Source organism: Acinetobacter lwoffii (assembly GCF_052078135.1).
In the GTDB taxonomy this organism is placed as follows: Bacteria; Pseudomonadota; Gammaproteobacteria; order Pseudomonadales; family Moraxellaceae; genus Acinetobacter; species Acinetobacter lwoffii_Z.
The window spans coordinates 145,566-169,377 of sequence record NZ_JBQGUZ010000001.1 but is presented as its reverse complement, the minus strand read 5'-3'; the positions used below and the strand labels follow the sequence as shown (position 1 = coordinate 169,377).

General features: G+C 43.0%; 23 protein-coding genes. 6 read left to right on the top strand and 17 right to left on the bottom strand.

Translation table 11 applies throughout. The annotated features are described in order from the left end of the window. Window positions 1–90 precede the first annotated feature (90 nt). Complete coding sequence (locus ACTL4S_RS00755; protein ID WP_005250658.1) at window positions 91–291, bottom strand: lipocalin family protein; 201 nt, start codon at window positions 289–291, stop codon at window positions 91–93. A gap of 3 nt (window positions 292–294) precedes the next feature. Continuing rightward, window positions 295–420, bottom strand: a complete 126-nt coding sequence (locus ACTL4S_RS00750) for a lipocalin/fatty acid-binding family protein (RefSeq protein ID WP_005245940.1) — start codon at window positions 418–420, stop codon at window positions 295–297. A gap of 419 nt (window positions 421–839) precedes the next feature. Here ACTL4S_RS00750 and ACTL4S_RS00745 point away from each other — a divergent pair, with 419 nt between their 5' ends. Next, the gene (locus tag ACTL4S_RS00745; protein ID WP_005107935.1) at window positions 840–1,355 is read left to right on the top strand and encodes a hypothetical protein; all 516 of its coding nucleotides are present in this window, start codon (window positions 840–842) and stop codon (window positions 1,353–1,355) included. A gap of 18 nt (window positions 1,356–1,373) precedes the next feature. Here ACTL4S_RS00745 and ACTL4S_RS00740 read toward each other — a convergent pair whose 3' ends face one another. From ACTL4S_RS00740 to lgt, 3 genes are all read right to left on the bottom strand, one after another. Continuing rightward, a complete protein-coding gene (locus tag ACTL4S_RS00740; RefSeq protein WP_441298549.1) occupies window positions 1,374–1,760 on the bottom strand; it encodes a hypothetical protein in 387 nt (128 codons plus the stop codon). Then, window positions 1,753–2,145: a hypothetical protein gene (locus ACTL4S_RS00735; protein WP_138743121.1), complete on the bottom strand. Its 393-nt coding sequence runs from the start codon at window positions 2,143–2,145 to the stop codon at window positions 1,753–1,755. Before ACTL4S_RS00735 ends, ACTL4S_RS00740 begins: the two co-directional genes overlap by 8 nt. Window positions 2,146–2,237: 92 nt before the next feature. Beyond that, the gene (gene lgt / locus ACTL4S_RS00730; RefSeq protein ID WP_005250665.1) at window positions 2,238–3,047 is read right to left on the bottom strand and encodes a prolipoprotein diacylglyceryl transferase; all 810 of its coding nucleotides are present in this window, start codon (window positions 3,045–3,047) and stop codon (window positions 2,238–2,240) included. 93 nt (window positions 3,048–3,140) lie between these two features. Between lgt and ACTL4S_RS00725 the strand changes: the two genes are divergently transcribed. After that, complete coding sequence (locus ACTL4S_RS00725; protein WP_441298548.1) at window positions 3,141–3,920, top strand: NRDE family protein; 780 nt, start codon at window positions 3,141–3,143, stop codon at window positions 3,918–3,920. A 53-nt stretch (window positions 3,921–3,973) separates the two neighbouring features. Here ACTL4S_RS00725 and ACTL4S_RS00720 read toward each other — a convergent pair whose 3' ends face one another. From ACTL4S_RS00720 to tatA, 4 genes are all read right to left on the bottom strand, one after another. After that, complete coding sequence (locus tag ACTL4S_RS00720; protein WP_180087115.1) at window positions 3,974–6,226, bottom strand: PhoX family protein; 2,253 nt, start codon at window positions 6,224–6,226, stop codon at window positions 3,974–3,976. 197 nt (window positions 6,227–6,423) lie between these two features. Further along, window positions 6,424–7,200 carry a twin-arginine translocase subunit TatC gene (gene tatC / locus ACTL4S_RS00715; RefSeq protein ID WP_004729521.1) on the bottom strand — a complete coding sequence of 259 codons (777 nt, stop codon included), beginning with the start codon at window positions 7,198–7,200 and terminating at the stop codon, window positions 6,424–6,426. Further along, window positions 7,197–7,619, bottom strand: coding sequence for a Sec-independent protein translocase protein TatB (tatB, locus tag ACTL4S_RS00710; RefSeq protein WP_441298547.1), 423 nt, complete (start codon window positions 7,617–7,619; stop codon window positions 7,197–7,199). Before tatB ends, tatC begins: the two co-directional genes overlap by 4 nt. Before the next feature lie 9 nt (window positions 7,620–7,628). Beyond that, complete coding sequence (tatA, locus tag ACTL4S_RS00705) at window positions 7,629–7,847, bottom strand: Sec-independent protein translocase subunit TatA (RefSeq protein ID WP_005245949.1); 219 nt, start codon at window positions 7,845–7,847, stop codon at window positions 7,629–7,631. Between the two features lie 186 nt (window positions 7,848–8,033). On the opposite strand from tatA, the gene ACTL4S_RS00700 reads away from it, so the two are divergent. Next, entirely contained in the window at window positions 8,034–8,915 is an 882-nt protein-coding gene (locus tag ACTL4S_RS00700) for an AEC family transporter (RefSeq protein WP_138743115.1), read from the top strand. Between the two features lie 100 nt (window positions 8,916–9,015). Here ACTL4S_RS00700 and rdgB read toward each other — a convergent pair whose 3' ends face one another. The 8 genes from rdgB to ACTL4S_RS00660 all read right to left on the bottom strand — a co-directional run bounded on the left by rdgB (window position 9,016) and on the right by ACTL4S_RS00660 (window position 19,965). Next, a complete protein-coding gene (gene rdgB, locus ACTL4S_RS00695; protein WP_441298546.1) occupies window positions 9,016–9,642 on the bottom strand; it encodes an RdgB/HAM1 family non-canonical purine NTP pyrophosphatase in 627 nt (208 codons plus the stop codon). Between the two features lie 104 nt (window positions 9,643–9,746). Continuing rightward, window positions 9,747–10,337, bottom strand: a complete 591-nt coding sequence (locus tag ACTL4S_RS00690; protein ID WP_138743113.1) for a tetratricopeptide repeat protein — start codon at window positions 10,335–10,337, stop codon at window positions 9,747–9,749. Next, a complete protein-coding gene (gene metW, locus ACTL4S_RS00685) occupies window positions 10,334–10,927 on the bottom strand; it encodes a methionine biosynthesis protein MetW (protein ID WP_004278415.1) in 594 nt (197 codons plus the stop codon). Before metW ends, ACTL4S_RS00690 begins: the two co-directional genes overlap by 4 nt. Further along, entirely contained in the window at window positions 10,927–12,087 is a 1,161-nt protein-coding gene (metX, locus tag ACTL4S_RS00680) for a homoserine O-succinyltransferase MetX (RefSeq protein ID WP_071852261.1), read from the bottom strand. The genes metW and metX overlap by 1 nt, the downstream gene beginning before the upstream one ends. Window positions 12,088–12,199: 112 nt before the next feature. After that, window positions 12,200–13,897, bottom strand: a complete 1,698-nt coding sequence (gene leuA / locus ACTL4S_RS00675; protein ID WP_441298545.1) for a 2-isopropylmalate synthase — start codon at window positions 13,895–13,897, stop codon at window positions 12,200–12,202. Between the two features lie 427 nt (window positions 13,898–14,324). After that, entirely contained in the window at window positions 14,325–15,008 is a 684-nt protein-coding gene (locus tag ACTL4S_RS00670) for a Fe2+-dependent dioxygenase (RefSeq protein ID WP_224216997.1), read from the bottom strand. A gap of 71 nt (window positions 15,009–15,079) precedes the next feature. Beyond that, window positions 15,080–17,395 (bottom strand): TonB-dependent receptor, encoded by a 2,316-nt coding sequence (locus tag ACTL4S_RS00665; RefSeq protein WP_441298544.1) that lies wholly within the window; start codon window positions 17,393–17,395, stop codon window positions 15,080–15,082. Window positions 17,396–17,709: 314 nt separating this feature from the next. Next, window positions 17,710–19,965: a TonB-dependent receptor domain-containing protein gene (locus ACTL4S_RS00660; RefSeq protein ID WP_005245956.1), complete on the bottom strand. Its 2,256-nt coding sequence runs from the start codon at window positions 19,963–19,965 to the stop codon at window positions 17,710–17,712. Window positions 19,966–20,231: 266 nt separating this feature from the next. Here ACTL4S_RS00660 and tig point away from each other — a divergent pair, with 266 nt between their 5' ends. The 3 genes from tig (at window position 20,232) to clpX (ending at window position 23,703) form a co-directional block, all read left to right on the top strand. Next, complete coding sequence (gene tig, locus ACTL4S_RS00655) at window positions 20,232–21,563, top strand: trigger factor (protein ID WP_004647426.1); 1,332 nt, start codon at window positions 20,232–20,234, stop codon at window positions 21,561–21,563. Between the two features lie 194 nt (window positions 21,564–21,757). Next, the gene (clpP, locus tag ACTL4S_RS00650; RefSeq protein WP_004647427.1) at window positions 21,758–22,363 is read left to right on the top strand and encodes an ATP-dependent Clp endopeptidase proteolytic subunit ClpP; all 606 of its coding nucleotides are present in this window, start codon (window positions 21,758–21,760) and stop codon (window positions 22,361–22,363) included. Window positions 22,364–22,392: 29 nt separating this feature from the next. Further along, window positions 22,393–23,703, top strand: coding sequence for an ATP-dependent protease ATP-binding subunit ClpX (clpX, locus tag ACTL4S_RS00645; RefSeq protein WP_004278407.1), 1,311 nt, complete (start codon window positions 22,393–22,395; stop codon window positions 23,701–23,703). Window positions 23,704–23,812: the final 109 nt, after the last annotated feature.

Genomic DNA, 23,812 nt, shown 5'->3' with positions numbered 1-23,812 from the left:
AATCAGATCAGACAGATCATAACCTAAGGGTGCTGCATAACTTAAATATTCGCGTTGAGTCGCTTCGTCCAGACTGGTGTCGCGATGTAATCACCATAAATATTCTTTATTCGGCTCGCCCACCAGTGCCGTCTGATAATCCGGATCGATTTTTAAGACCCAATAATCGCCCTTGGTAAACGGGATCCCATGCAAGCCTTCAGGTAAAAATCTGATTTCAAGCTTGGCATGTTCTGCATCGACAATGATCGCTTCAGCAATGGCTTCATCCACCTTGCCATTTTCATTCAAGCTCTATACCGCAGAAATATCGGTGCTGTCTTCAGGTTGGCGCTTCATCGGCAAGTGTGCAATGTCATACCAGGTACTTAAATATTGTTCTAAATTAAAATTTGAAACGGTACTTAAAGTCTGACTCATTTTTCTTCTCTGTTTAGTTCAATATTTAAAGTTTAGTTCAAGGTTTAAAAATGCCGCATCAGTGTAATACAGGCGGTAAAGCTCAAAATGATGTAATCATGTGGTGAAATGTTATCTGAAAATGGCCGAGCTACAGCTTAAAGTCACACGTTTGAGTAGAAAAAGATAAGGACTCATTTTGTATAGTTCAGGCTAAAAAAGCTTTGCAAGGGATCGAAGTTGGCTTTGCTTTACATTTTTTTTTGCAAAGATGATGGGTTTTGTAACTGTATGAGAAAGAACGGCTTAATTTGAATGCCGCAAAAATAGACAAATTTATTTACATTTTTAATGTGAAAGATAACATTTAAACGACTAGTATTCTCGGCTTGTTAACAATATGAAAGCCTAAATTACAGGCGAGGAGCGGTTGGTAAGGCATGATCTATGATCATCAAGTAAACATGAGCGAAGTATATGCTCCTGTCCAAGCGAATATCATGGTGCGTTCCCAATCGGAGCAAAGACCTAAAAAGTCATCCCAAAAAGCCACTGTCCGTAACGCTTCAGGCGTAAGCAATGGCCATCGTATCAATATCGAGAAATTTACCAGTTATCTGCAAGGCATTACCCGCAATACCAGTACACAGAAATGTGCGCGCAGTATTCGTGTCGGTCTACAATCCTCTGGTGCAAAAATTGTGAATCATCCGGTTGCAGCGGCAGATTGGGGAAGTACCCTGATGCAGCTGGGTTATAAGAAAATTAATGCTTCTTTTGATCGTCCGAAAAAAGGAGATATCTATATTATTGACCGTACTCAGGGACATAAATATGGACATATCGCGGCTTATTCAGGTAGTGCCTGGGTATCAGATTTTAAACAGCGAGATCATGCGGTTTATCGCAATAAAAACGTGACTTATAGTTATTATCGTCTGGAAACTTACTTCTAAGAAAATACTGCGAAGTGATCAGTCCTCAAAACGCTTCGCACGGCTTTCATAGATTGAAACGATAAAAAATCCAATCGCGGCAAAGCCCAGACATTGCAGACCCAAGGCAAATTTGCCCCATTGCTGGTGCTGTTCTGGTAAATAGCCAAACAGGGTAATTAAGGCAATGATGGGAATCACCCGGCTCAAGGCGCTAAAGCCATTTGCATAGGGATTGGATTTTGAGATTTTTAGGCGGAAATGGTGCAGTAAATGCACGACAATTCCAATCGCTAAACTCACCCCAACAAATACCGGACTTAACTGGACCACAGTCGATGCTGCATAAATCAAAATACAGGTCGCGATGATGACGATGAGTTTGATTTGACGGGTACAGCGTTCCGAATACCAGAACTCAAGCACGGGGTGAACCCTCATCTGATTTGTTCTGATTGAGCAGGGATAGTGGAGAAAACAGGCAAATCGCCAGTGCCATAAATGCAATGCCTTGTGCACCCGGAATCAGGATTTCGCCCTGTTGCATATTCATAAAAACTAAAGCAATCAATAAGGCAATTGGAATCCAGGTCAGTAATCTATACAGCAAACCGGTCGGGTTTTTGCTGGCAAAGTGGATTTTGCAGTAACGGCAGATCAGAAAAATGATGCCGGTCCCGACAAACATCAAAATCGAATCTAAGGGCAGTGGTTGCATCCAGTACAAGCCTGCAGCTGTCGCTGCAATCACAATAAAGATCAACAGTTTTTTGAGAACAGATACCTGCGGATTAAACCAGAACTCAAGCATAATGATGAAAGAATAGAAGAGATAATTGGCACTTTAGCATATTTTGAGTATAAAAAAGCGAGGCCTTTGCCTCGCTCAATTAAGCTATTTTCTCAGCTATTTTTTTGTGGACCCCAGTCATATATTTTCTTCTGATAGGCATACCACATCATCCACAAGCCAATCAGGATCATTGGTAGGCTCAGGAATTGTCCTTTGCTCATCCAGCCAATAAACAGTTGGCCATTGTCCGGCTCACGGAAGAATTCAACCACAAAACGTGCCAAGCCATAACCGATCAGGAACAGCGCAGAAACTGCCATACGTGGACGTGGCTTGGAGCTGAACCACCACAGTATAATAAACAGGATCAGGCCTTCACATAGTGCCTGATAGAGTTGAGATGGATGACGAACCAGTTGCAGCGGATCGGTCGGAAAGATCATGCCCCAGGCAAAGTTTGGGTCGGTGACCTGACGGCCATACAGTTCGCCACCAATAAAGTTACCAATTCGGCCAAACATCAAGCCTGTCGGTACGCAAGGTGCGATAAAATCCAGAGTCTGGAACCAGGTCATCTTATATTTCTTGCACCACCACAACATGGCCAGAATGACCCCGAGGAAACCGCCATGGAAACTCATACCGCCGGTCCAGATCTGGAACAGCCATAAAGGATCGGCCAGGAACTGAGAAAAACCGTAGAAGAAGACATAACCGACACGGCCACCGATGATCACACCGAGTGCACCGAAGAAAATCAGGTCAGACACCATATCCGGTGTCCAGCCACGTTGTTTGGCGCGAAACGTCGCCAATCCCCAGGCAAATAAAAATGCCAGTAAGTACATCAGTCCATACCAGTGGACTTGTAAGGGCCCGAGCGAAATCGCGACGGGATCAATATTGGGATAGGTGAGCATTCCTGTTCCTTGTGATTCTGTTTTGCACAGATTTTAGCTTAAAGCAAAGAAAAATGTTGTACATTCAATGTGTAAAGATCGAGAGCGTAAATTATGTGTATCGTGGCATTGGCTTGGCGGGTTCTGGATCAGAGCTCATTATGTCTGATTTCAAATCGGGATGAGTTCTATCAGCGTCCTACGCAGGAGCTGCATGAATGGGAGAATAGTCCGATAATTGCCGGGCAAGATTTACAGTCGGGCGGTACCTGGATGGGGATTACGGCTTCTGGTCGCTGGGCGGTGATTACCAATTTTCGTGATGGGCAGGACAAAGGGCATTATCCGACTTCACGTGGACATATCATCCAGAACTTTTTAGATTCTGACTTAACGCCGATTCGTTTTGCTCAAGATCTGGAACAACGCCAGTGTGACTATGCCGGCTTTAACCTGTTTATCGGCGATCAAGATCAGGCGGTGTATATGAGCAATCGCGGTGAAGCAACACAAGTACTGGCGCATGGCGTCTATGTGGTTTCGAATGGCCTGATGAGTGAAGACTGGTACAAGACCCGACATTTACGTAAACGCTTTACCCAGGAATTTTTATCGATGCTGCAACACCAGGAGATCGCAGAAGCAGATTTGTGTCATGCAGTCTGGGATATTCTGGAAGATGAACGTAAGGTGATTCCTGAACTTCTGCCAGATACCGGCATCTCCGTGGAAATGGAACAGCTGCTGTCTTCGACTTTTATTCAGAGTCCGGCCTATGGCACCCGATGCTCCAATTTTTTGAGAATGCAGCAGGGACGATGGCACTGGATCGAGAAGTCACAACAAGGTGCGACCGCAGGTCAAACTATTGAGAAAATAATTAGCCTGAAATAATCACCGGATATAAAAAATGCCGACAGATGTCGGCATTTTTGAATAACAGCTTTTTATACGGTCGCTTGTTCCAAAGCTTCACCCGCAATGGCACCGCCATCTTTACGGGTAATGACCACAGTCGCAGAGCGAGGTACTTTGCCTAAACGGCTATAACGCTCGCTTTGGTTGGCTGGCCATGCACCCCCTGGATGCTGAACGTTGACAAAGATCGCTTTGTAGTCCGGGGTAATAGTCACGCCGGTAATTTCACAACCCGATGGACCAGTCAAAAAGCGACGAACACGATCATTACTGAGTTTGGCACCAACAAAGGTTTCCTGTCCTTCTGCCTTGGTACTGGCGGCAATCACTTTAGCACCATCACCCACAGTACCCGGAAGTGCTGCCAGCATCATACAGTTGGTTTCATCGGTGTACTGACCATCATCGGTCTGAATCCACAGAATCCCGCGCGGATCGAACCACATGCCGTCCGGGCTGGAGAAGTCATTTAAATCATCCAGACCTGACAGGTTGATGTTAGAAGCAGCACGTGCTTCTGCACCGAACAGGAAAATATCCCAAGCAAAACTTGTCGCTGTCACTGTATTTTTAGCTTCACTGAAACGAATGATATGACCATTCATATTGCCTGAATTGCTGGCGCTTGAACCTTTAAAGTCGATGTAGCTACGTGGGTTGGCAGCATCAGTTTCATATGCACGACCACGGTTGCTGTTGTTGGTTAAGGTTACATACACTTCGCCATTTTCAGGATTCACGGCAACCCATTCTGGACGGTCCATTTTGGTCGCACCTACATGGTCAGCAGCAAGACGGGCATTGATGACGATGTCATCTTGGCCTGCAAACGGATAGATTTCATTGGCAGCAGTTAAACCATTTTTGCCATGAGTCAGTTCTAGCCATTCACCTGTACCGTCATCATTGAATTTAGCGACATATAATGTCCCTTTATCCATGTATTTATCACCAGCGGTATAACCACCATTAATGTCTTTTGGATCCCAGACTGCTTCAGAAACAAATTTATAGATATATTCGCCGGTCGCGTCATCACCCATATAGAAAGCTAATGGCTGACCCGGAATAGGATTACTACATCGGCAGTCCTCGTGTGCAAAACGACCCAGTGCAGTACGTTTAACTGGACGTGTAGTCGCGCTAAATGGATCAATCTCTACAATGAAGCCACACGTATTCATGACATTACGATAATCTGCTAAAGCATTTGTGCCTTTAACTGAAATATCCCAACGATCATAAAGTCCTTTATCACCGGTTAATTCAGCAACAGGGGTATTCCAGCGGTATTGAGATGAACGGGCATCAGTACCACCACGACCATAACGTGATAATGAAATTTCTTCTTTTGCAATAGCGCGGGTGTCATTGGCTTGACGAGCGAAATAACCACTCCAGTTTTCTTCAGCCGTTAAGTAAGTTCCCCATGGCGTATAACCATTACCACAATTGGCAAAGGTACCGCGAGTTAACGTCCCATCTGGTGAGAAAATAGTTTTGACTAAGTCAGAACCACGCGCTGGCCCATTAATTTCCATCTCGGTTGCTGCAGTGATACGACGGTTAAAATTAGAATTTAAGTTGATTTTAACGTCTTGTGTATTTGCATCTTTGCTGATCTCAATAACAGAAACACCATGCGCATTCACTTCACGGAGTACCTGATCTTCTGGACGTACACCATCGATGGTAATTGTACCTTCTGGTGTATGGAGCTGAGATTGTTGTAGATATTCGTGGTTTAAAACAAGTAAACCTTGTGTTGATTCTTTGGCAGCATAATTTTTGTTGGTTGGATGCATACCGAAGAAGCTCATACCATCATGGTTATCGCCTGAACGGAACTGGTAAGAAGCACCAGAAGCTAAGGTTGCATCGGTCTTTTCTGGATACGCAGGGTTGATTGGATCGCCTACTGCATACAATACTTTAAGCTCATAACCTTCGGGAACACTAAAGAAGTTTTGGGTATTCTTGCGAACCGGCTCAAAGGCTAATTTATTCGGACGTGCTTTTAGATCACTCCATGCATGTTGATCTGGGCTAGTGGTGTCTGGTGGTGTAGTTGGATTACCGTCAGGAGTACCAGAATCATTATCATCATCTGAACAGCCACTTACTGTTGCTGCAAATGCTAATGCCATTGCCCCACTTGTAGTTTTCGCAATAAAGCTGCGGCGGCTAGTATATTGATCCAGAATCGTTTGGAAGTGCGTGTTATTTGAGTTGTTACTGTCTTCAACCAGATCCTGGCAAGGTATCATGTCTTCATTTTTCATTTTAAAGTCCCAATTAAAAAATAAGTGCTTGGTGGTGTAGAAGTTTTCAATACCTTAAGCTTGGGATATGACAGTAATCTTAAGAAAATATTTCATTAAAGTTAAATAAATCAGTATTTTATTAAAATTTAAGAAACAAAAAGACAGCCAGAGCTGCCTGAGTAAGTCGATATTTTTGTTGTTTTGGATAGTTATTGTTATTCAGTCTTTAACCGACGTTTTTCAATCAGTTTCCCTGCCAGTAAACCCAGTTCAAACAGCAGCCACATCGGGACAGCCAGCATGATCATCGACAGGGCATCCGGAGGTGTGACGAACATTGCCACAAAGAAGCAACCCACAATAATAAAGCGCCGTTTCTCGATCAGAGTCTGTGTCGAAACTGCACCAATCAAGATCAGAACCAGGGTAATAATGGGAATCTCAAAAGTAAAACCAAAGACCAGAAACAGCTTTAAACAGAAGCTAAGATAACTGTTGATGTCGGTCATCGGGGCTACAGTTTCAGGCGAAACACTGATAAAAAAATGCAGAATCGAGGGCAATGCCACAAAGTAGGCAAAGCTGATGCCGGTATAAAAAAGTACGATACTGCCGATCAGAAGCGGCAAGGCCAGGCTCTTTTCCTTGGCATACAGCGCAGGCTTAATAAAGGTCCAGAGCTGATACAGGATGAACGGCATCGCGATCATCAGCGCGACAAAGAAGTTCAGTTTAAAAGGTGCCATGAAGGTTGCAGTGACATCTGTGGCAATCATGGTTGAGCTGGCAGGTAGCTGTGCCCGTAAGGGTTCAGACAACCACTGGTAAGTCTGATTGGCAAAGGGCAATAAGCAGAAAAACAGGCCAATCAGGACCGCAACCACTTTAAACAGATGCTTTCTTAAGATGATCAAATGCTGGGTAATCGGCATCTGTTCGAGGTTCAGTGCTGCAGCATCATTGGAGGCTGGTGTGGTCGGCAAGGATGTCATACGGCCACCTTCATTTCTGTATAGCGTTGTTCGGAAATCACGGTTTGAATTGCTGTAGGCTTAGGTAAATACACGGAGGATACGGGCTGTTGCACCGGCTGATAGCTGAGCAAGGGCTGAGCAGACTGAGATTTTATTTTTAATTGATCAGCTGCAATCGGCTGCTGCAAATCAGCCACTTGTGCCTGCATCTTGGCTTCCAGTTCCTGAATCCGTTGCATTTCAGCCTGCATCTGTTCACGTAGCTCGGACAGGCGCAATTCACGATCAAGATCATTCTGAACATTGCTCACCATACGCTTGATCTTGCCGTACCATGTTCCGACAAAACGTACTGCTTCCGGAAGCTTATCTGGCCCAAGAACCAAAAGCGCAATAATCCCGAAAATCAGCAGCTCGGTCATTCCGATATTGAGCATAGCGAACTCTTAACTTTTAACCGAATGTTCAGGAGTTTTGACCTGGGCATCAATGGTGCGCGGCTCTGCAAGCTGAGCTTGTTCTGCCTCTTCATCTTTGACTGATTTTTTAAAGTCTTTAATCGCGCCGCCGACGTCTTTACCCAAATTTTTAAGTTTGGATGTGCCGAACAATAAAATCACCACAATTGCAAAAATCAGCACATGCCAAATTGATAATCCTGCCATTATTTTATCCTCTATATTTTATGTACCTATCTCAGCAGGCTTGTATGACAGCGCGGTGACGCTTTGATGACAGTTTGCCGACACGGCAGCAGGGGAATGAATCACTCATATAAAAAAATTCATAATTCAATGAAAAGTATGCTGTGCTAGCATACAGCCTGATATGGAAATCTCAGCAGCATTGTCATGGCCTTGATTCTTCCCCTCCTGTCTTTTCTGATCGGTTATTGGGGTGTGCAATATTTAAAACCGGTTCGCCCTCTCTTGGCAGCTTTATTGGCACGGGTCCTGATTCCGGTACTGATTATTTACAATATGGTGTTTTACCAAGAGGGCAGTTTGTGGTTAATTGCCTTCAGCTTTTTCTGTTCTTGTGTATTCTTTGCCTTATTTTATTTCACCCTGAAAAATAAATTACGTGCTTTATGCCTGAGTTATTTAAATGGGGCATGGCTGGGGATTCCTTTTGCACTGGCGGTTTTTGGACCGCAAGCGACCAGTACTGTAGTGGCGCTGTATATTGGTGGTTCCTTGTTTGGCAATGTCTGTGCGGTGATGGCAGTCAGTGAAGCCAGACAAGATAGCGGCTATATTTTAAAGAATGTGCTGCTCTCACCACCTGTGGTGGCACTGTCTGTAGCAGCTTTATTATCATTTTGGGATTTGAGTCATTGGCAGCAAGTGCCTTGGATAGAGATACTGTATCAGGCCAATAAAGTACTGGTCACTTTTAGCGGCATGTGTGTGCTGGGAATGTGGCTGAGCAATGTGCGGATCAGCCGCTTCGATTTAATGCGCAGTCTGCAACTTATTTTTTGTCGTGGGCTATTTGCTGTTTTACTGTGTGGCGCAGCTTATTTTTATTTGCCGATTCCACAGCAGACGCTGACCTATGCGGTACTGCTGATGTTCTTTTTATTGCCGCCTGCAGCCAATATTGTGGCACTGGAAACCCATTATCAGGGAACGGGCCATTCCGCCAAATATATTGCTTCGGGAACTTTGGCCAGCGCGATCTTGATTGCCTTATATGGGGTAATCGTGCATGCGTTGATGCCTACACTATAGATTCCCTCTCCTTTTAGGAGATGAGAAACGCTGTTTCGCAAGGGGAGAGGTGAATAATCCCTCCCAACCTCCCTTTTACTAAAGGGAGGAGATCAAAAACTTACTTCGCCAAACTCTTCTTAAACAGCTGCATCGCCTGTCCACGATGACTGATTTTATTCTTTTCTTCCTTGCTCATTTCTGCACTGGAAATTCCGAGTTCCGGTAACCAGAACAACGGGTCATAGCCAAAACCATTTTCACCACGCACAGCTTCCAGAATTTTCCCGTGCCAGATACCCTGAAAGACTTGCGGTAAGGGATCTTCGGCATGTTGAACCAGTGCCAGTACGCAAACAAACATGCCCTCAATCACTTCACCTTCTTGGCGTAAGGGTTTGAGATCGGCCAGCAGTTTTTCATTATTGGCGGCATCGTTGCCATGCTTACCGGAATAACGAGCCGAGTAAATGCCGGGAGCGCCGCCAAGAACTGGCACACAAATGCCTGAATCATCTGCAATAGCAGGTTTTCCGGAAATTTTAGAAGCATGGCGAGCCTTAATAATCGCATTTTCGACAAAGCTTAGACCATCTTCGATCGCATCTTCGATATTCAACTTGCCCTGGGCCACGACTTCAACCGGCAGTTGTAGCTCGGCAAACAGTTTTTCAAACTCGGCAATTTTACCTTTGTTATTACTTGCCAATATCAGTGTGCCTTGGGATAACCAGTCAGTTGCAGCCATGTCAAAAACTCATTATTAGATAAAGAATGGGCGCTATTTTAGCAATTGATGAAGAATTTGCGGCAATAAAAAAGCACCCGAAGGTGCTATTTATACCATTCAGCTTATTGTGCCTGAATCCATCTGTCGGCACGGTCACGCGCCTGACGGATCTGCTCTTGGGTCAGGTTGGCCGCTAAGGCAGTTTTTCTGCCTTCCGATAGCGTAATTACCTTATTGTCGAGCATGCCATCACGGGTAGACAGTTCATACCACTGGTAAGCACCCATATAGTTTTTCTTTTTCTCTTCCATCATTGCCAGGTTAAAGCTGGCACGGTTATCACCGCGGCTGGCCGCTTTTTCAAAGTACTGGCGAGCCAGTGTTTCATCTTTCTTGGTGCCAATACCATCTGCCAGCATACGGCCTACATTCAGCTGTGCAACTGCCAGACCTTGATCCGCAGCAGCTTTATACCAGGCAAAGGCCTGTCGTTCATCTTTTTGTATATCTTTACCATACTGGTATTTGGTGGCCAGATAAAACTGTGCACCAGCCTGACCGGCTTTCGCCGCTTTGGTCAGACTATTGATATCCATGATGGAATACTGAGCCGCTTGACTGGCAATAGAAGGACTCGGTGCAACATAATCTGCATGGGCTTGCATGCCAAAAAGTCCCGCCAGTAGCGTCGTACTTAATAATAATTTTTTCATAGCGCGCTCACTCGATAAATTGCGACTTCACCAAATAGATTAGGGAGATGCTTGCTTAGCAAACTATCTTCTTGATTCCCGTTCACAGCGAGTCGATTAATAATTTTGATATTATTTTCCGCACAAAGTGCTTCAAAATCACGAAATGTACATAAGTGGATATTCGGGGTGTTATACCACATATACGGCAAGGCTTCAGAAACCGGCATTCTCCCTTTGATTGCCAAGAAAGAACGGGTCTTCCAATGCGCAAAGTTCGGAAAGGTAATAATGGCCTGTTTCCCCACACGCACCATATCACGCAATAATACGTCAGGTGCATCTACAGCCTGCAAAGCTTGTGCCATGACCACATTGTCAAAAGACTGGTCAGCAAAGCGGCTTAAGCCGAGGTTTAAGTCCTGCTGGATGATATTTAACCCGCGACTGACTGCAATTGCAATCTTTTCCTGATCAATTTCTAATCCGTATGCACGAATATCGTGCTTTTTGCTCATTTGTGCCAGCAGTTCACCATCGCCACAACCGAGGTCAAGTACGCTAGAACCGGGCTTAATCCACTTTTCAGCGAGTTGTTGATCGATACGCATTATACTGCCTCCTTTGGTGTTGCTTTCAGGTGTTCTTCACCCCCCAAGAATGCACGCAAAGATTTTACATAGAGCGGAATAGGAAACAGGAAGGAATCATGACCCTGCTCGGCATCAATATCCAGATAGCTGACAGGTTTGTGGTTGCTGATCAAGGCATCCACGATTTCCTGTGAGCGGGCAGGGGTAAAACGCCAGTCAGTGGTGAATGACACCACCAAGAATTTACACTGAGTATTGGCCATGGCTTTTTTGAGCGACTGTTCATATTCACGCGATGGATCAAAGTAATCCAGCGCTTTGGTCATAATCAGATAGGTATTAGCATCGAAGTTACGGCTGAACTGTTCACCCTGATAACGCAAATAGCTTTCGACCTGAAATTCAACATCGAAACCATACATAAATTTGCCTGATTTCAAATCGCGGCCAAACTTCTGCTTCATGGCTTCTTCGGACAGGTAGGTAATATGGCCGACCATACGTGCCAGAATCAGGCCACGTTTAGGATAGCTGTCATTTTCCAGATAACGGCCATTATGGAAATCTGGGTCTGACAAAATCGACTGACGTGCCACTTCGTTAAAGGCAATATTTTGTGCTGAAAGCTTTGGCGCGCTGGCAATAATCACGCATTTTCTTAAACGGTTTGGATAATCCACTGACCATTGCAATGCCTGCATGCCACCCAGTGAACCACCAATGATGGCATCCCAAGTATCAATCCCTAAACGATCAGAGAGCAGGGCTTGGGTTTTGACCCAATCGCGGACCGTAACCAGTGGGAAATCCGGGCCATAAGGACGGTTGTCATTTTCAGGGTTTGGCGAGATTGGGCCGGTAGAACCGCTACAGCCACCAATATTATTCAGTGAAACCACAAAGAATTTTGAAGTATCAATGGCTTTGCCGGGGCCAATACATGAATCCCACCAGCCGGCTTTTTTATCATCTGCATGATGATAGCCTGCGGCATGGTGATGACCGGAAAGGGCATGACAAATCAGAATGGCATTGGACTTATCGGCATTGAGTTCGCCATAAGTTTCAACCATCAGTTCAAAACGTGGGAGGATGCGACCGCATTCAAGCTCTAACGGCTCTTCAAATTGGAACTTTTGTGGGACAACAATGCCCACTGAGTCAGCTGGAAAAGACACGGGAATGATTCGCCTTAAATCTTTAGTATGAATAATAAAAGGATACCATTTGCCGGTATCCTTCTAAAGTCATTTTAGTGCTATGAATTATTGCTAATTCTAATACAGCCGTTTAGACCGCAGCAGCAATCACCTGATCAGTGCTTAAAACACCCTGATCAATCAGACGGTTGGTCGAGGCAATAATTGCTTCGATAGAAGAGGTCACGATGTTGTCATGTACCCCGGCACCAAAGGCAGATTTACCAGTACCTTTCACTTGAAGTTCGATCAAGGCCAAGGCTTTGGCATGAGCACCTGAACTGATGCTGCGCTCTTCATAGTTCACCACGTCAATCGGCAACTGAAGTGCATCCAAAATCGCAGAAATTGGACCATTGCCTTCACCACGAACACGACGTGACTGGCCATCAATTTCAAGATCAAGCTCAATCACCTGATTGCCATTGTCATCCGACAATTTATAGTTTTTCGCAGAATAGTGAACGTTTTTAGCATCCACATAAGTTTCCTTGAACAACTTCCAGATTTCAGTCGCACTGATTTCAGTGCCTTGCTCATCGGTACGTTTTTGTACGATCTGAGAGAATTCAATCTGTAAACGACGCGGCAAGATCACGTTGTAGTTCGATTCTAACAAGTAGGCAATACCACCTTTACCTGACTGTGAATTCACACGGATCACTGCGTCATAGTCACGGCCCAAATCTTTCGGGTCGATTGGTAAGTACGGCATATCCCAGATTTCTTCGTTCTTCTGGAACTCGAAACCTTTTTTGATGGCATCCTGATGCGAACCCGAGAATGCAGTAAACACCAAATCACCAGCATATGGATGACGCGGGTGCACAGGTAAACCGGTACATTCTTCCACAGTCGCAATGATTTCATTGATGTTGGAGAAATCCAAGTTTGGTGCTACACCTTGGGTGTACATGTTCAAGGCAATCGCAGCCACGTCGACGTTACCGGTACGTTCACCATTTCCGAAGACACAGCCTTCAACACGGTCAGCACCAGCCATGATTGCCAATTCAGATGCCGCGATGCCACAACCACGGTCATTATGACAATGTACAGAAATGATCACGCCGTCGCGGCGCTGGATATTGCGGTGCATCCATTCAATCTGATCGGCATAGACGTGTGGACCTGAAACTTCTACCGTTGCAGGCAAGTTCAAAATGACTTTATTGGTCGGTGATGCTTCCCAGATTTCAGTGACTGCATCGCAGACATCTTTCGCGACTTCTAATTCGGTTGCAGTAAAACATTCCGGGCTGTACTGAAATACAAATTCAGTTTCCGGCTGTTTTGCGGCATATTCTTTTACTTTCTGTGCAGCATTAATGGCTAACTGTTTTGCACCTTCTACATCAACATTTAAGACTTTGTTACGGAATGTCGGCGAGTTGGAATTATAGATATGTACAATGGCACGTTTTGCGCCTTGTAAAGATTCAAAGGTACGTTGAATCAAATGATCACGTGCCTGAACCAATACCTCGATATAAACGTCATCTGGAATATGACCTTCTTCAATCAATTTACGGGTGAAATCGAAGTCAATTTGCGATGCTGACGGGAAGCCGATTTCAATATGTTTGAAACCGATTTTCACCAACATCTGGAACATCTTGAATTTCTGCTCCATGTTCATTGGCTCAAAGATCGCTTGGTTACCGTCACGCAGGTCGGTACTCATCCAGATTGGCGCTTTGTTGATTTCATTGTTCGGCCATTGACGGTCTGGTAAGTCCACACGTTGATACATGCGACGGTATTTTTTACTTGGATCAGCCAACATCATGAGAGAGCTCCTTATGCTAACTTGGGTACCGTAATCTTGGTTAAAGCGGTGCGTGGGTCAGCGGCATAGATTTTGTCTATTCATTGGGTTTTAGTGACAGTCTGGTTCAAACCTGAAATATGGTCTAAATATTGGTGGTTTAGCTTCACCAAATGCACTAAATGCCTTACTTATAATTTAAAGTTTAATCCACTTATCCCGAAAAGTTTTTGCTATTTTTATGGATTTTAGTCGTATGGTAATAAAGATTTTCTTATAAACTTTAAGAATTGAAAAATATTTTCACTTATTCTAAATATTGTATTTTTTATTTTCTTAATTTGGACATAATGCGTTATTTATTACGTTCAATTGTGCCACAACGCAGTATATTTTGATAAACAATAGATCCAGTTGTTTTTAAAGATCATTGAAGACAGAGCCTCTTTTAAAGTTCAGCCCATTTACGCATTAAATTATGATACAGATTGGTCAGTTTCATGACCTCTGCATGCTGATCGCCCAGCTGCATTCTCAAGTTTTGAATACTCTGATCCAGATTAAACAACATATGCCGTTCTGCATCATCACGGATCATGCTTTGTACCCAAAAAAATGAAGCAATTCGACAACCGGCAGTGATTGGCGTGACTTCATGCAAGCTGGTCGATGGATACAAAATCATATCACCGGCAGGAAGTTTCACTTCGTGATAACCGTAAGTGTCTTCGACTACCAGTTCACCACCGACATATTCGTCCGGCTCACTTAAAAAAACCGTACAGGATAAATCCGTTCTGAGGCGTTCATTGCTGCCGCGAATACGACGAATCGAATTGTCGACATGAAAGCCGAAAGATTCATTATTTTCATAGCGGTTAAAAAGCGGGGGAATAATATCTAGAGGAATCGCCGCCGATAAAAACAGAGCATGCTGTCCCAGCGATTCAAGAATGATCGTACTTAAATGCTGGGTCAGGGGATGATCTTCAGGTAATTGCTGATTCTGTTTCACGGTGGCAGAGAGCGTACCTGCGGTAACCTTGCCATTGACCCACTCAATCTTATTCATCTCCTCACGGAAATATTGCACCTGTTCTTTGCTCAGTACATTTGGAATATGATGCAGCACGAGAAACCCCTGAATAATCGTCTTTTAAAAATAACATAGCCCCCATCAGGAGGCTATGCGGTTGCATTGAATTAATATTTAAAGTTGACTGCTAACACTGCACTACGGCCTTCTGCTTCGGTCGCATAATGAGATGAATAGGCTTTTGTGAAGTAGCGTTCATCAGACAGGTTGTTGACGTTTAATTGCAAATCAACATTTTCATTCACGTTATAACGCGCCATGGCATCATAGCGAACATAGCCCGGTACAAACTTGGTATTAGTAGCATTACCATAGACTTTGTCCATTGCGACGGCACCAGCACCTAGGGTTAAAGCAGGAGTTACTGCATAAGTAGTCCAAAGGGTTGCACTGTTTTTCGCGACGTTTTGAACCTGATTACCATTACTTCTATTGGAAATGTAGATTGGAGCTGCTGTAGTGCCAATATTTTCATAACCACCATCAACTAACTCACTGTCTAAATAAGTATAACCAGCAGAAACTGCCCATTTATCCGTGATATTACCGTTTACGCCTAGCTCAATGCCATCGACACGAGTTTCACCAATATTACTTGTGGTGCCATCATCTCCGGTCGCACGAGTATTGGTTTTTTCTGTACGGAAAATAGCTGCAGTCAGATTAAGTTTGTCATTGAGTACATCCCATTTAGTCCCTAACTCCATGGTGCGGACTTCTTCAGGCTTTAGGTTGTTAATTGCAGCTGTAATCCCTTCAGAACCATCGCCACCATCTACACCGACTGGATTAGACGAAGTCGCATAACTTGCATAGATACTGCCATTTTCAACTGGTTTAAAAGTAAGACCGGCTTGATAGTTGATGAAATCTTTATCATTTTTAATCGTCACTTGATCGCCAGCACTTGCTGTAATCGGTGTATTGTTTGCACCAGTAACTGCATTATTTCGTGCACCATAAGTCATGGTTTGCTCAGTTGAGTAGTCATCCCAACGAACGCCCAAATCTAAAAGCCACTGAGGGGTGAATTCAATACTATCCAGGAAATAAACAGACTTTGATTTGCTGTCGATATTGTAACGGTCAGCACCATTGGTACTTAATGTACCTGTCCATGGCCCACGGTTTGGGTTTTGTACCGAAGTACACCAGCCCGAAGTAATATCACCAGCGTTACAGGCATTGTGTACGTTACCTGTAGCGTTAACCCCATCAATAATGTATTGGGTACGGTCAGTTTCTTGGTCTGAATATTCGGCCCCCAGGTTAAAACTATGTTTAAGCATGCCTGTATTAAATTTACCGGTTAAAGCAAGTTGGTCGGTAAAAGCATCAGTATCTGCTACACGTGAGTTGGCACGTGCCCAGACATTGCCATTCAGTAAGAAATTGCCTCTTGAGTCATCTGGATTGGTCCAAAGGTAATCATTTTTAGACGTGTTATACACTGCCGTATTGCTAATGGTTAAGTTGTCCGTCAGATCATGTTCTAATTTAAGCGTTCCTGACTGATTTTCCTGTTTCTGGAAGTCACGATCTTTCCAGCCATAGTATTGACCTTGTTTAATATCAATTGGCTTGCCGTTGCCATTCAATCCTACATTTGCATTTGTGAGCGCAAATGGATTGTTATAAGGAATACCTGAATCAGGTGTGTCATCGGTTTTTAAATAGTAATAACTTAAAGTCGCGCGAGTAGGGGTGTCCAGACCAAAACTAATACTCGGTGCAATACCGGCACGTTTATATTCTGCACCGTCTTTCTGGCCTGCTTTTTCATTTTGATGCCCCATGACTGCCACACGTGCCGCAATACCATTACCAAAGTCTTTGTTACCATCTAAAGTAATACGTTGATAATTATCTGTGCCGCCAGCGACCGAACCTTCTAGAAAATCGCCTGCTTTAGCGACTTTAGAAATCATGTTAATGCTACCGCCAGTGGTGCCTGCACCGCCCATGGCAGAAGCAGAACCTTTGGTCACTTCAACTTGTTCTACCGCAAACATTTCACGGTTTTGTGAGGTGGCATTACGAACGCCGTCTACATACATCGAACTTTCAGAGTTATAACCACGAATAAATGGACGGTCACCATTCGGATTACCACCTTCACCTGCACCCAAGGTAATCCCCGGAACTGTACGCAGTGCATCAGCTAAAGTCGTCACTTGTGTATCGGCAATCAGCTGTTTTGAAATCACTGAAACTGACTTGGGGGTGTCGAGTAAAGGCGCAACAAATTTGCTATTCGCAGATTGATCTACTTTTAAGCTGGGTGCTTTTTCAGCTTTGACTTCTTGATGAATAGTCTCTAACTGGATCACCTGTTCTTCTGCCATCGCAGATGCAGCTACCATTGATAAAGATGAAACAATTGCAGAAGAAACGATTTTTTTACGTGTTTTAATGAAGGTCATGTTAAACCTAATAAATGAATGCTAAAAATGTATGCGAATAATAATGATTCTTGTTTTTATTTTTATCTTTTTATCATGGGAATTCATGATCTTTAAGAAAATATTAAATGAGTTTTTAAATGTAATGATATAACAATATCTACTTAAGTTTTTGATTTTAATAAATATTGAAAAATTAATCTGATTATTAAATTTTTATTGAGAATAATGATGTCTATAAAGGGACATAAATTAGGGATTTTTCGTGGAGTACTAATCTAGCGATAATAAAAAACCCTGCCAGGGCAGGGTTTTAAATAACTTTCACTTAAATATTAGAAGTCATATGAAACAGATAGCCAGTAGTTACGGTCTGGAATATAAGTACCCGCTAAACCACTCGTCGTTTTAGTATATAGGAAAGCATTTTCAACTTCGTTATCACTATTAATAAATGACTTATAGTCGCCAAAGTCTTTGTTCAATAAGTTATTCACACGACCTGAAACAGTAACTTGATTGTTGACTTTATAAGATGCACCTAAATTAAATAGCTCATAGGCTTTTAACTTATTGCCGACAGCATCAATTTCACGACTTACATTGACATCGCTTAAATCAGGATCTATGAAACGTACACGGTCAGATTTATATTCAGCTTCTAACCAGGTAGTGAACTTATCATTCACATACCAAGTTCCTGTGAAGTTCAAAGCGTGACGAGGTGTATTTTCAATAGGATTACCTTTATTTTCACCTTCGGTAATTTCAGACTCTAACCAAGTATAGTTTGCTTTTACATCAAAGCTTGGAGAAATTTCATATTTAGCACTAAGTTCCACACCGTAGCTTTCAGCTTCGCCTGCATTGCCTTTAAAGCTAAAGTTTTGCTGATTATCAAAACTGCCTACAGTCATGCAGTTGTTTGCAGGTGCTTGTCCTGTTGGGCGACCTGCCCATAAACAGTTTTCAACGACGCGTGCATCACTGATGATAATATCTTTAAACTGAGTAAAGAACGCAGTGGTAGCTAAAGAGAAATTAGACAAGTTGTCGTAAACGAAACCAAGTTCATAGTTTGTGGTTTCTTCAGGCTTAAGATCTGGGTTGCCCAAAGTCACGTTTCGGCCTTGTGAGCTAAAACCATTGATTCCATTATGAAGGTCATTCGCTGTTGGAACTTTATAGCCAGTACTTATACCACCTTTTAAAATCAACTGATCATTGGTGTTCCAAACTAAATATGCGCGAGGTGTAAAGTGACCACCAAAAGCACTATGGTCTTCGTAGCGACCACCGAAAGTGAATGCAAGAGAATCCGTTAGATTCCATTCATCCTCAGCGAACACAGACCAAGAATCTTGTTTAAAAGCAACTCCATTACCTGCTGAGTTATCGATGGTTTCACCATCTTTATATTCAACACCAGCTGTAAGTTTATGGTTGCCAAGTGTTGAAATAATACGAGAATCAACGGTTAGGTCTTTATTTTCTAAAATACGATCTTGTGTACCATCTGAATAATAATTGTATTCAGGTACATTTCCTTTTGGAAGACGACGGCCTTCTTGTTCAGAAGAAACATAGTTTGCAAATGTTTTCCATTGACCTAAGCTAAGCTCAGCATCTACACCTGCAGAAATACGATCTCTTAAGAATTTGATCTCGTCTTTATATGAACCAATTCCTGATGGTAAACCTGTCGTACGGTTGAATTCGTAAAGTTCACCTAAACGGGCATCACTATTATCAAAACGTTGTTTAGCATGATCAAAGTCTACCCAAGTAGAGACATTATCATTTACATTTAGCGTAAGTTTTGTACCCACAGCATAATTATTTGCTTCTACTGTACGTGGGTCACGACCTTGGCTACCTTCATCAATAGTTTTTGCGGGGGTAACAAGTCGATCTGATTGATCGCGGTGGAAAAACTCGCCACGTACTTGTATACCAAGTTTATCTTGAATCACTGGACCATTAACAACTGCACTGGTTTTCCAGTTATTACCAATATCAGAATTTTCTTGAATATTCTGTTCAACAGAAACGTTACCATTCCATTCTGATGCAACTTTCTTGGTAATAATATTAATGATACCGCCCATGGCATCAGAACCATAAAGGGTAGACATAGGACCACGAATGACTTCAATACGTTCAATAGAAGCTAATGGTGGCATAAAGCTTGTACTAAATTCACCAAAACCATTTGGACCAATTGAACCAGAAGTATTCTGACGCTGACCATCGATCAAAATAAGAGTGTAAGATTGATTCAGACCACGCATTTGGATATTTAAACCACCAGTTTTGCCTTGGCCATTTCGTACGTCGACACCTGGTACTTCACTGAGCGCATCTGCAATACTGGTAATACCTTTTTTCTTTAATTCTTCTGCGGTTACTACACTAATTGAAGCAGGCGCATTTTTAATATCTTGTTCAAAACCCGCCGCTGAAACCACAATCGTAGACATTTGATGTGTTGTTGTAGGAGTCGCTGTCTCGTTCACAGTCTCTGCAAAAGTAGATGTTGCTGTAACCCCAAGAATTGCCAATGTAAGTGGACGAAGACTAAAACTATGCATGACCAGATTCCCGAACCGAAGAATAAATTAGTATTGTTGCTCAAATAAGAAACTGGATATTAATGATAGTATTTATCATTTGCAATAAAAATATACATTTTCTCTATTTAAATTGGGTTGACTAGGTATCTGGAAAGGTGGCAATTCAAGTGAAAAAAGGGCTTAAAAACTGGAACTCGCGCGTATTTTTTGTATATCCTTAAATGTTGTCATATAATGTGGCACATTTTTATAAACCTGTTATAACCTAATATATAGAGGAAGCCATGCAAGTAACTTCTGAAGCGGTTTCGGGCGTTGCCCGTCGTTTAAATGTTTCTGTACCGACGAGCCGTATTAATGAGCAATTTGAAGCTCGTTTAAAGCGCACTGCTAAAACTGCGAAGATCAACGGCTTCCGTCCAGGTAAAGTGCCTGTAAACGTAGTTCGTCGTGAATACGGCGCGGGTATCTACCAAGAAGTAGTAAACGATATTATTCGTGACACAGTTTTCGAAGCGATCCAGCAAGAAAAAATCAATGCTGTGGGCATGCCAAACATCGAAAAAACTGAAATGAAAGACGACGCGCTGGTATATACAGCGACTGTTGAAGTTTATCCAGAAATCGAAGTGAAATTCGACGGTTTGGAAGTTGAGCGTAAAGCAGCTGAAGTAAATGACAAAGACGTTGAGAAGATGATTGAAAATCTTCAAAAACAACGTGCTGCTTGGGCTGAAACAAAAGGCATGGCTAAAAAAGACATGCAAGTAACTTTTGATTTTGAAGGTTCAATCGACGGCGAAAAATTTGAAGGCGGTTCTGCAGAAGACTTCAAACTAGTACTTGGTTCTGGTCGTATGATCCCTGGCTTCGAAGACGGTATCGTTGGTATGAAGAAAGGCGAAGAGAAAGTGATTGATGTAACTTTCCCTGAAGACTACCAAGCTGAAAACCTTGCTGGTAAACAAGCTCAATTCAAAATCACTGTGAAGCTTGTTGAAAAGCAAAAACTTCCAGAAATCGATGCTGAATTCCTGAAAATCTTCGGTGTATCTGAAGAAGAAGGCGTTGAGAAGTTAAAAGCTGACGTTCGTAAAAACATGGAACGTGAAGTGAAGAATGGCCTTCGCAACCAGGTTAAAGGCGCGACTTTCGATGCACTTGTAGCTGCAAACGAAGTTGAACTTCCAGCTGCTATGCTTGCTCAAGAAATTGACCGTCAACGTCAACAAATGATCCAGCAGTTCACACAGCAGTTTGGTGCTCAAGGTGCGAAAGCATTTGATTCAAGCATGCTTCCAGACGAATTGTTCAAAGAACAAGCTGAAAAATCTGTAAAACTTGGCGTACTTGTAAGCCGTGTTTTAGCTGATGCGAAAATTGAAGTAGATGCTGCACGCGTTGAAGCGTACATCGAAGACATGGCTTCTTCTTATGAAGATCCAAACGAAGTAATTGAATACTTCAAAAACGATGCGCAACAACGTGCCCAAATCGAAGCAGTTGTACTAGAAGACCAAGTTGTTGATTACATTTTGGCTTCTGCTAAAGTAACTGATGCGACTGTAAGCTATGAAGACTTATTGAAAGAGCAGCAAGCTCGTCAACAAGGCTAATTTAGCTTTCGATAAAAAAGGCGCTTAATGCGCCTTTTTTTCATATTGATGCCTGAAAAAAGCATTTCTGTTTTTCACAAAACTAATGCAAAAAATATAATGGATTTGTTGGCGAATTTTTTGCAATTTCAGTGATTATCCCTCATATTGTGATTATGGGTTAGGTCACAAAAAATTTAGGAATAAATAAACGTATGTATGTTCCAACGATTGAAAACGCTTTAGTGCCAATGGTGGTAGAACAATCCTCTCGTGGTGAGCGTTCTTTTGATATTTATTCACGCCTTTTGCGTGAACGTGTAATTTTTATGACGGGCGAAGTTGAAGACAACATGGCGAATCTGATCGTTGCGCAAATGTTGTTTTTAGAGGCGGAAAATCCAGATAAAGATATTCATTTATATATCAATTCACCAGGCGGTTCGGTAACTGCGGGTATGGCGATTTATGACACCATGCAGTTTATCAAACCTGATGTCGTAACGTACTGCATGGGTCAGGCAGCATCAATGGGTGCGTTCCTGCTGAATGCCGGTACCAAAGGTAAGCGTTATTGCCTTGAAAATGCCCGTGTCATGATTCACCAGCCATTGGGTGGTTTCCGTGGTCAGGCTTCAGATATTGAAATTCATGCACGTGAAATCCTGTTTATTAAAGAACGTTTAAACCGTTTAATGGCTGAACACAGCGGTCAGGATTACGAGAAAGTTGCACGTGATACAGACCGTGACAACTTTATGACTGCTCAGCAAGCGAAAGAATACGGTCTTGTGGACGAAGTTTTAACTAAACGTCCATAAGTTTTAAAGATTGAGATAATGGAGTAAATATGTCCGAACATCCTCAAGGACAAAAGCATTGTTCATTTTGCGGTAAAACGCAGTCTGAAGTCGGGAAGCTGATTGCAGGCGAGGACGCATACATTTGTAACGAATGTGTGGACGTATGCTTAGATTTGGTTCAAACCAGTCAGCAGGTGGAAACCAATGACTGGGCCAATCGTCCTTTGCCGAAACCGCATGAAATTCGTGCGGCCTTGGATCAATATGTGATTGGTCAGGACGTCGCGAAAAAAACCTTGTCAGTTGCGGTTTATAACCATTACAAGCGCTTGAAAGTGCAAAATAATGGCAAGAAAGCTGATGATTCAGTCGAGCTTTCAAAAAGTAATATTATGTTGGTTGGTCCGACAGGCTCGGGCAAAACCTTGCTTGCACAAACGCTGGCACGTCTTCTTGATGTTCCATTTGCCATGGCAGATGCAACGACACTGACCGAAGCCGGTTATGTGGGTGAAGATGTAGAAAACATCGTACAGAAGCTACTGCAAAAAGCCGATTACGATGTCGAAAAAGCGCAAAAGGGCATTATCTATATCGACGAGATCGACAAGATTACCCGCAAGTCTGAAAACCCATCCATCACGCGTGATGTATCGGGTGAAGGTGTTCAGCAAGCATTATTGAAAATGATTGAAGGTACGGTTGCATCAATTCCGCCACAAGGTGGACGTAAGCATCCGCAGCAAGAATTCATTCAGATTGATACCTCGAACATCCTGTTTATCTGTGGTGGTGCATTCTCAGGACTTGAGAAAATTGTACAGCAACGTCAGGAAAAAGGTGGCATCGGCTTTACTGCAGAAGTGCGTAAAAAAGATGAAACCAAGAAGCTGTCTGACTTGTTCCGTCAAGTTGAAGCAACTGACCTGGTAAAATTTGGTTTGATTCCAGAATTTATTGGTCGTTTGCCAGTAATTGCCACTTTGGACGAGTTGGATGAAGAAGCATTGATGCAGATTCTGACTGAGCCGAAGAATGCGTTAACCCGTCAGTATCAACATCTGTTTGATATGGAAGATGTGGATCTGGTTTTTGAAGAATCGGCATTACGTGCAGTGGCTAAGAAAGCAGTTGAGCGTAATACAGGTGCACGTGGTCTACGTTCGATCCTAGAAAATTCATTGCTGGAAACCATGTATGACTTGCCAAGCCGTAGCGATGTCGGCACTGTCGTCATCAATGAAGCCGTGATTAAAGGTGAAGCAGAGCCGGAATACCGTGCCGAGCGTCAGCCACATGATCAGCAAGAGACTGCGACAAAAATAGATTTAAAGGTCGTGAATAGCAAATCCGCTTAATTGCTATTCGTCCGAAACGTGCGAAAACTCCGTGTTTTCGCACGTTTTTTATTTCCAAAAATAAAGCTCGGTGTTAATCTGATTCACTAGGCGTGGATGCCTAAAACTT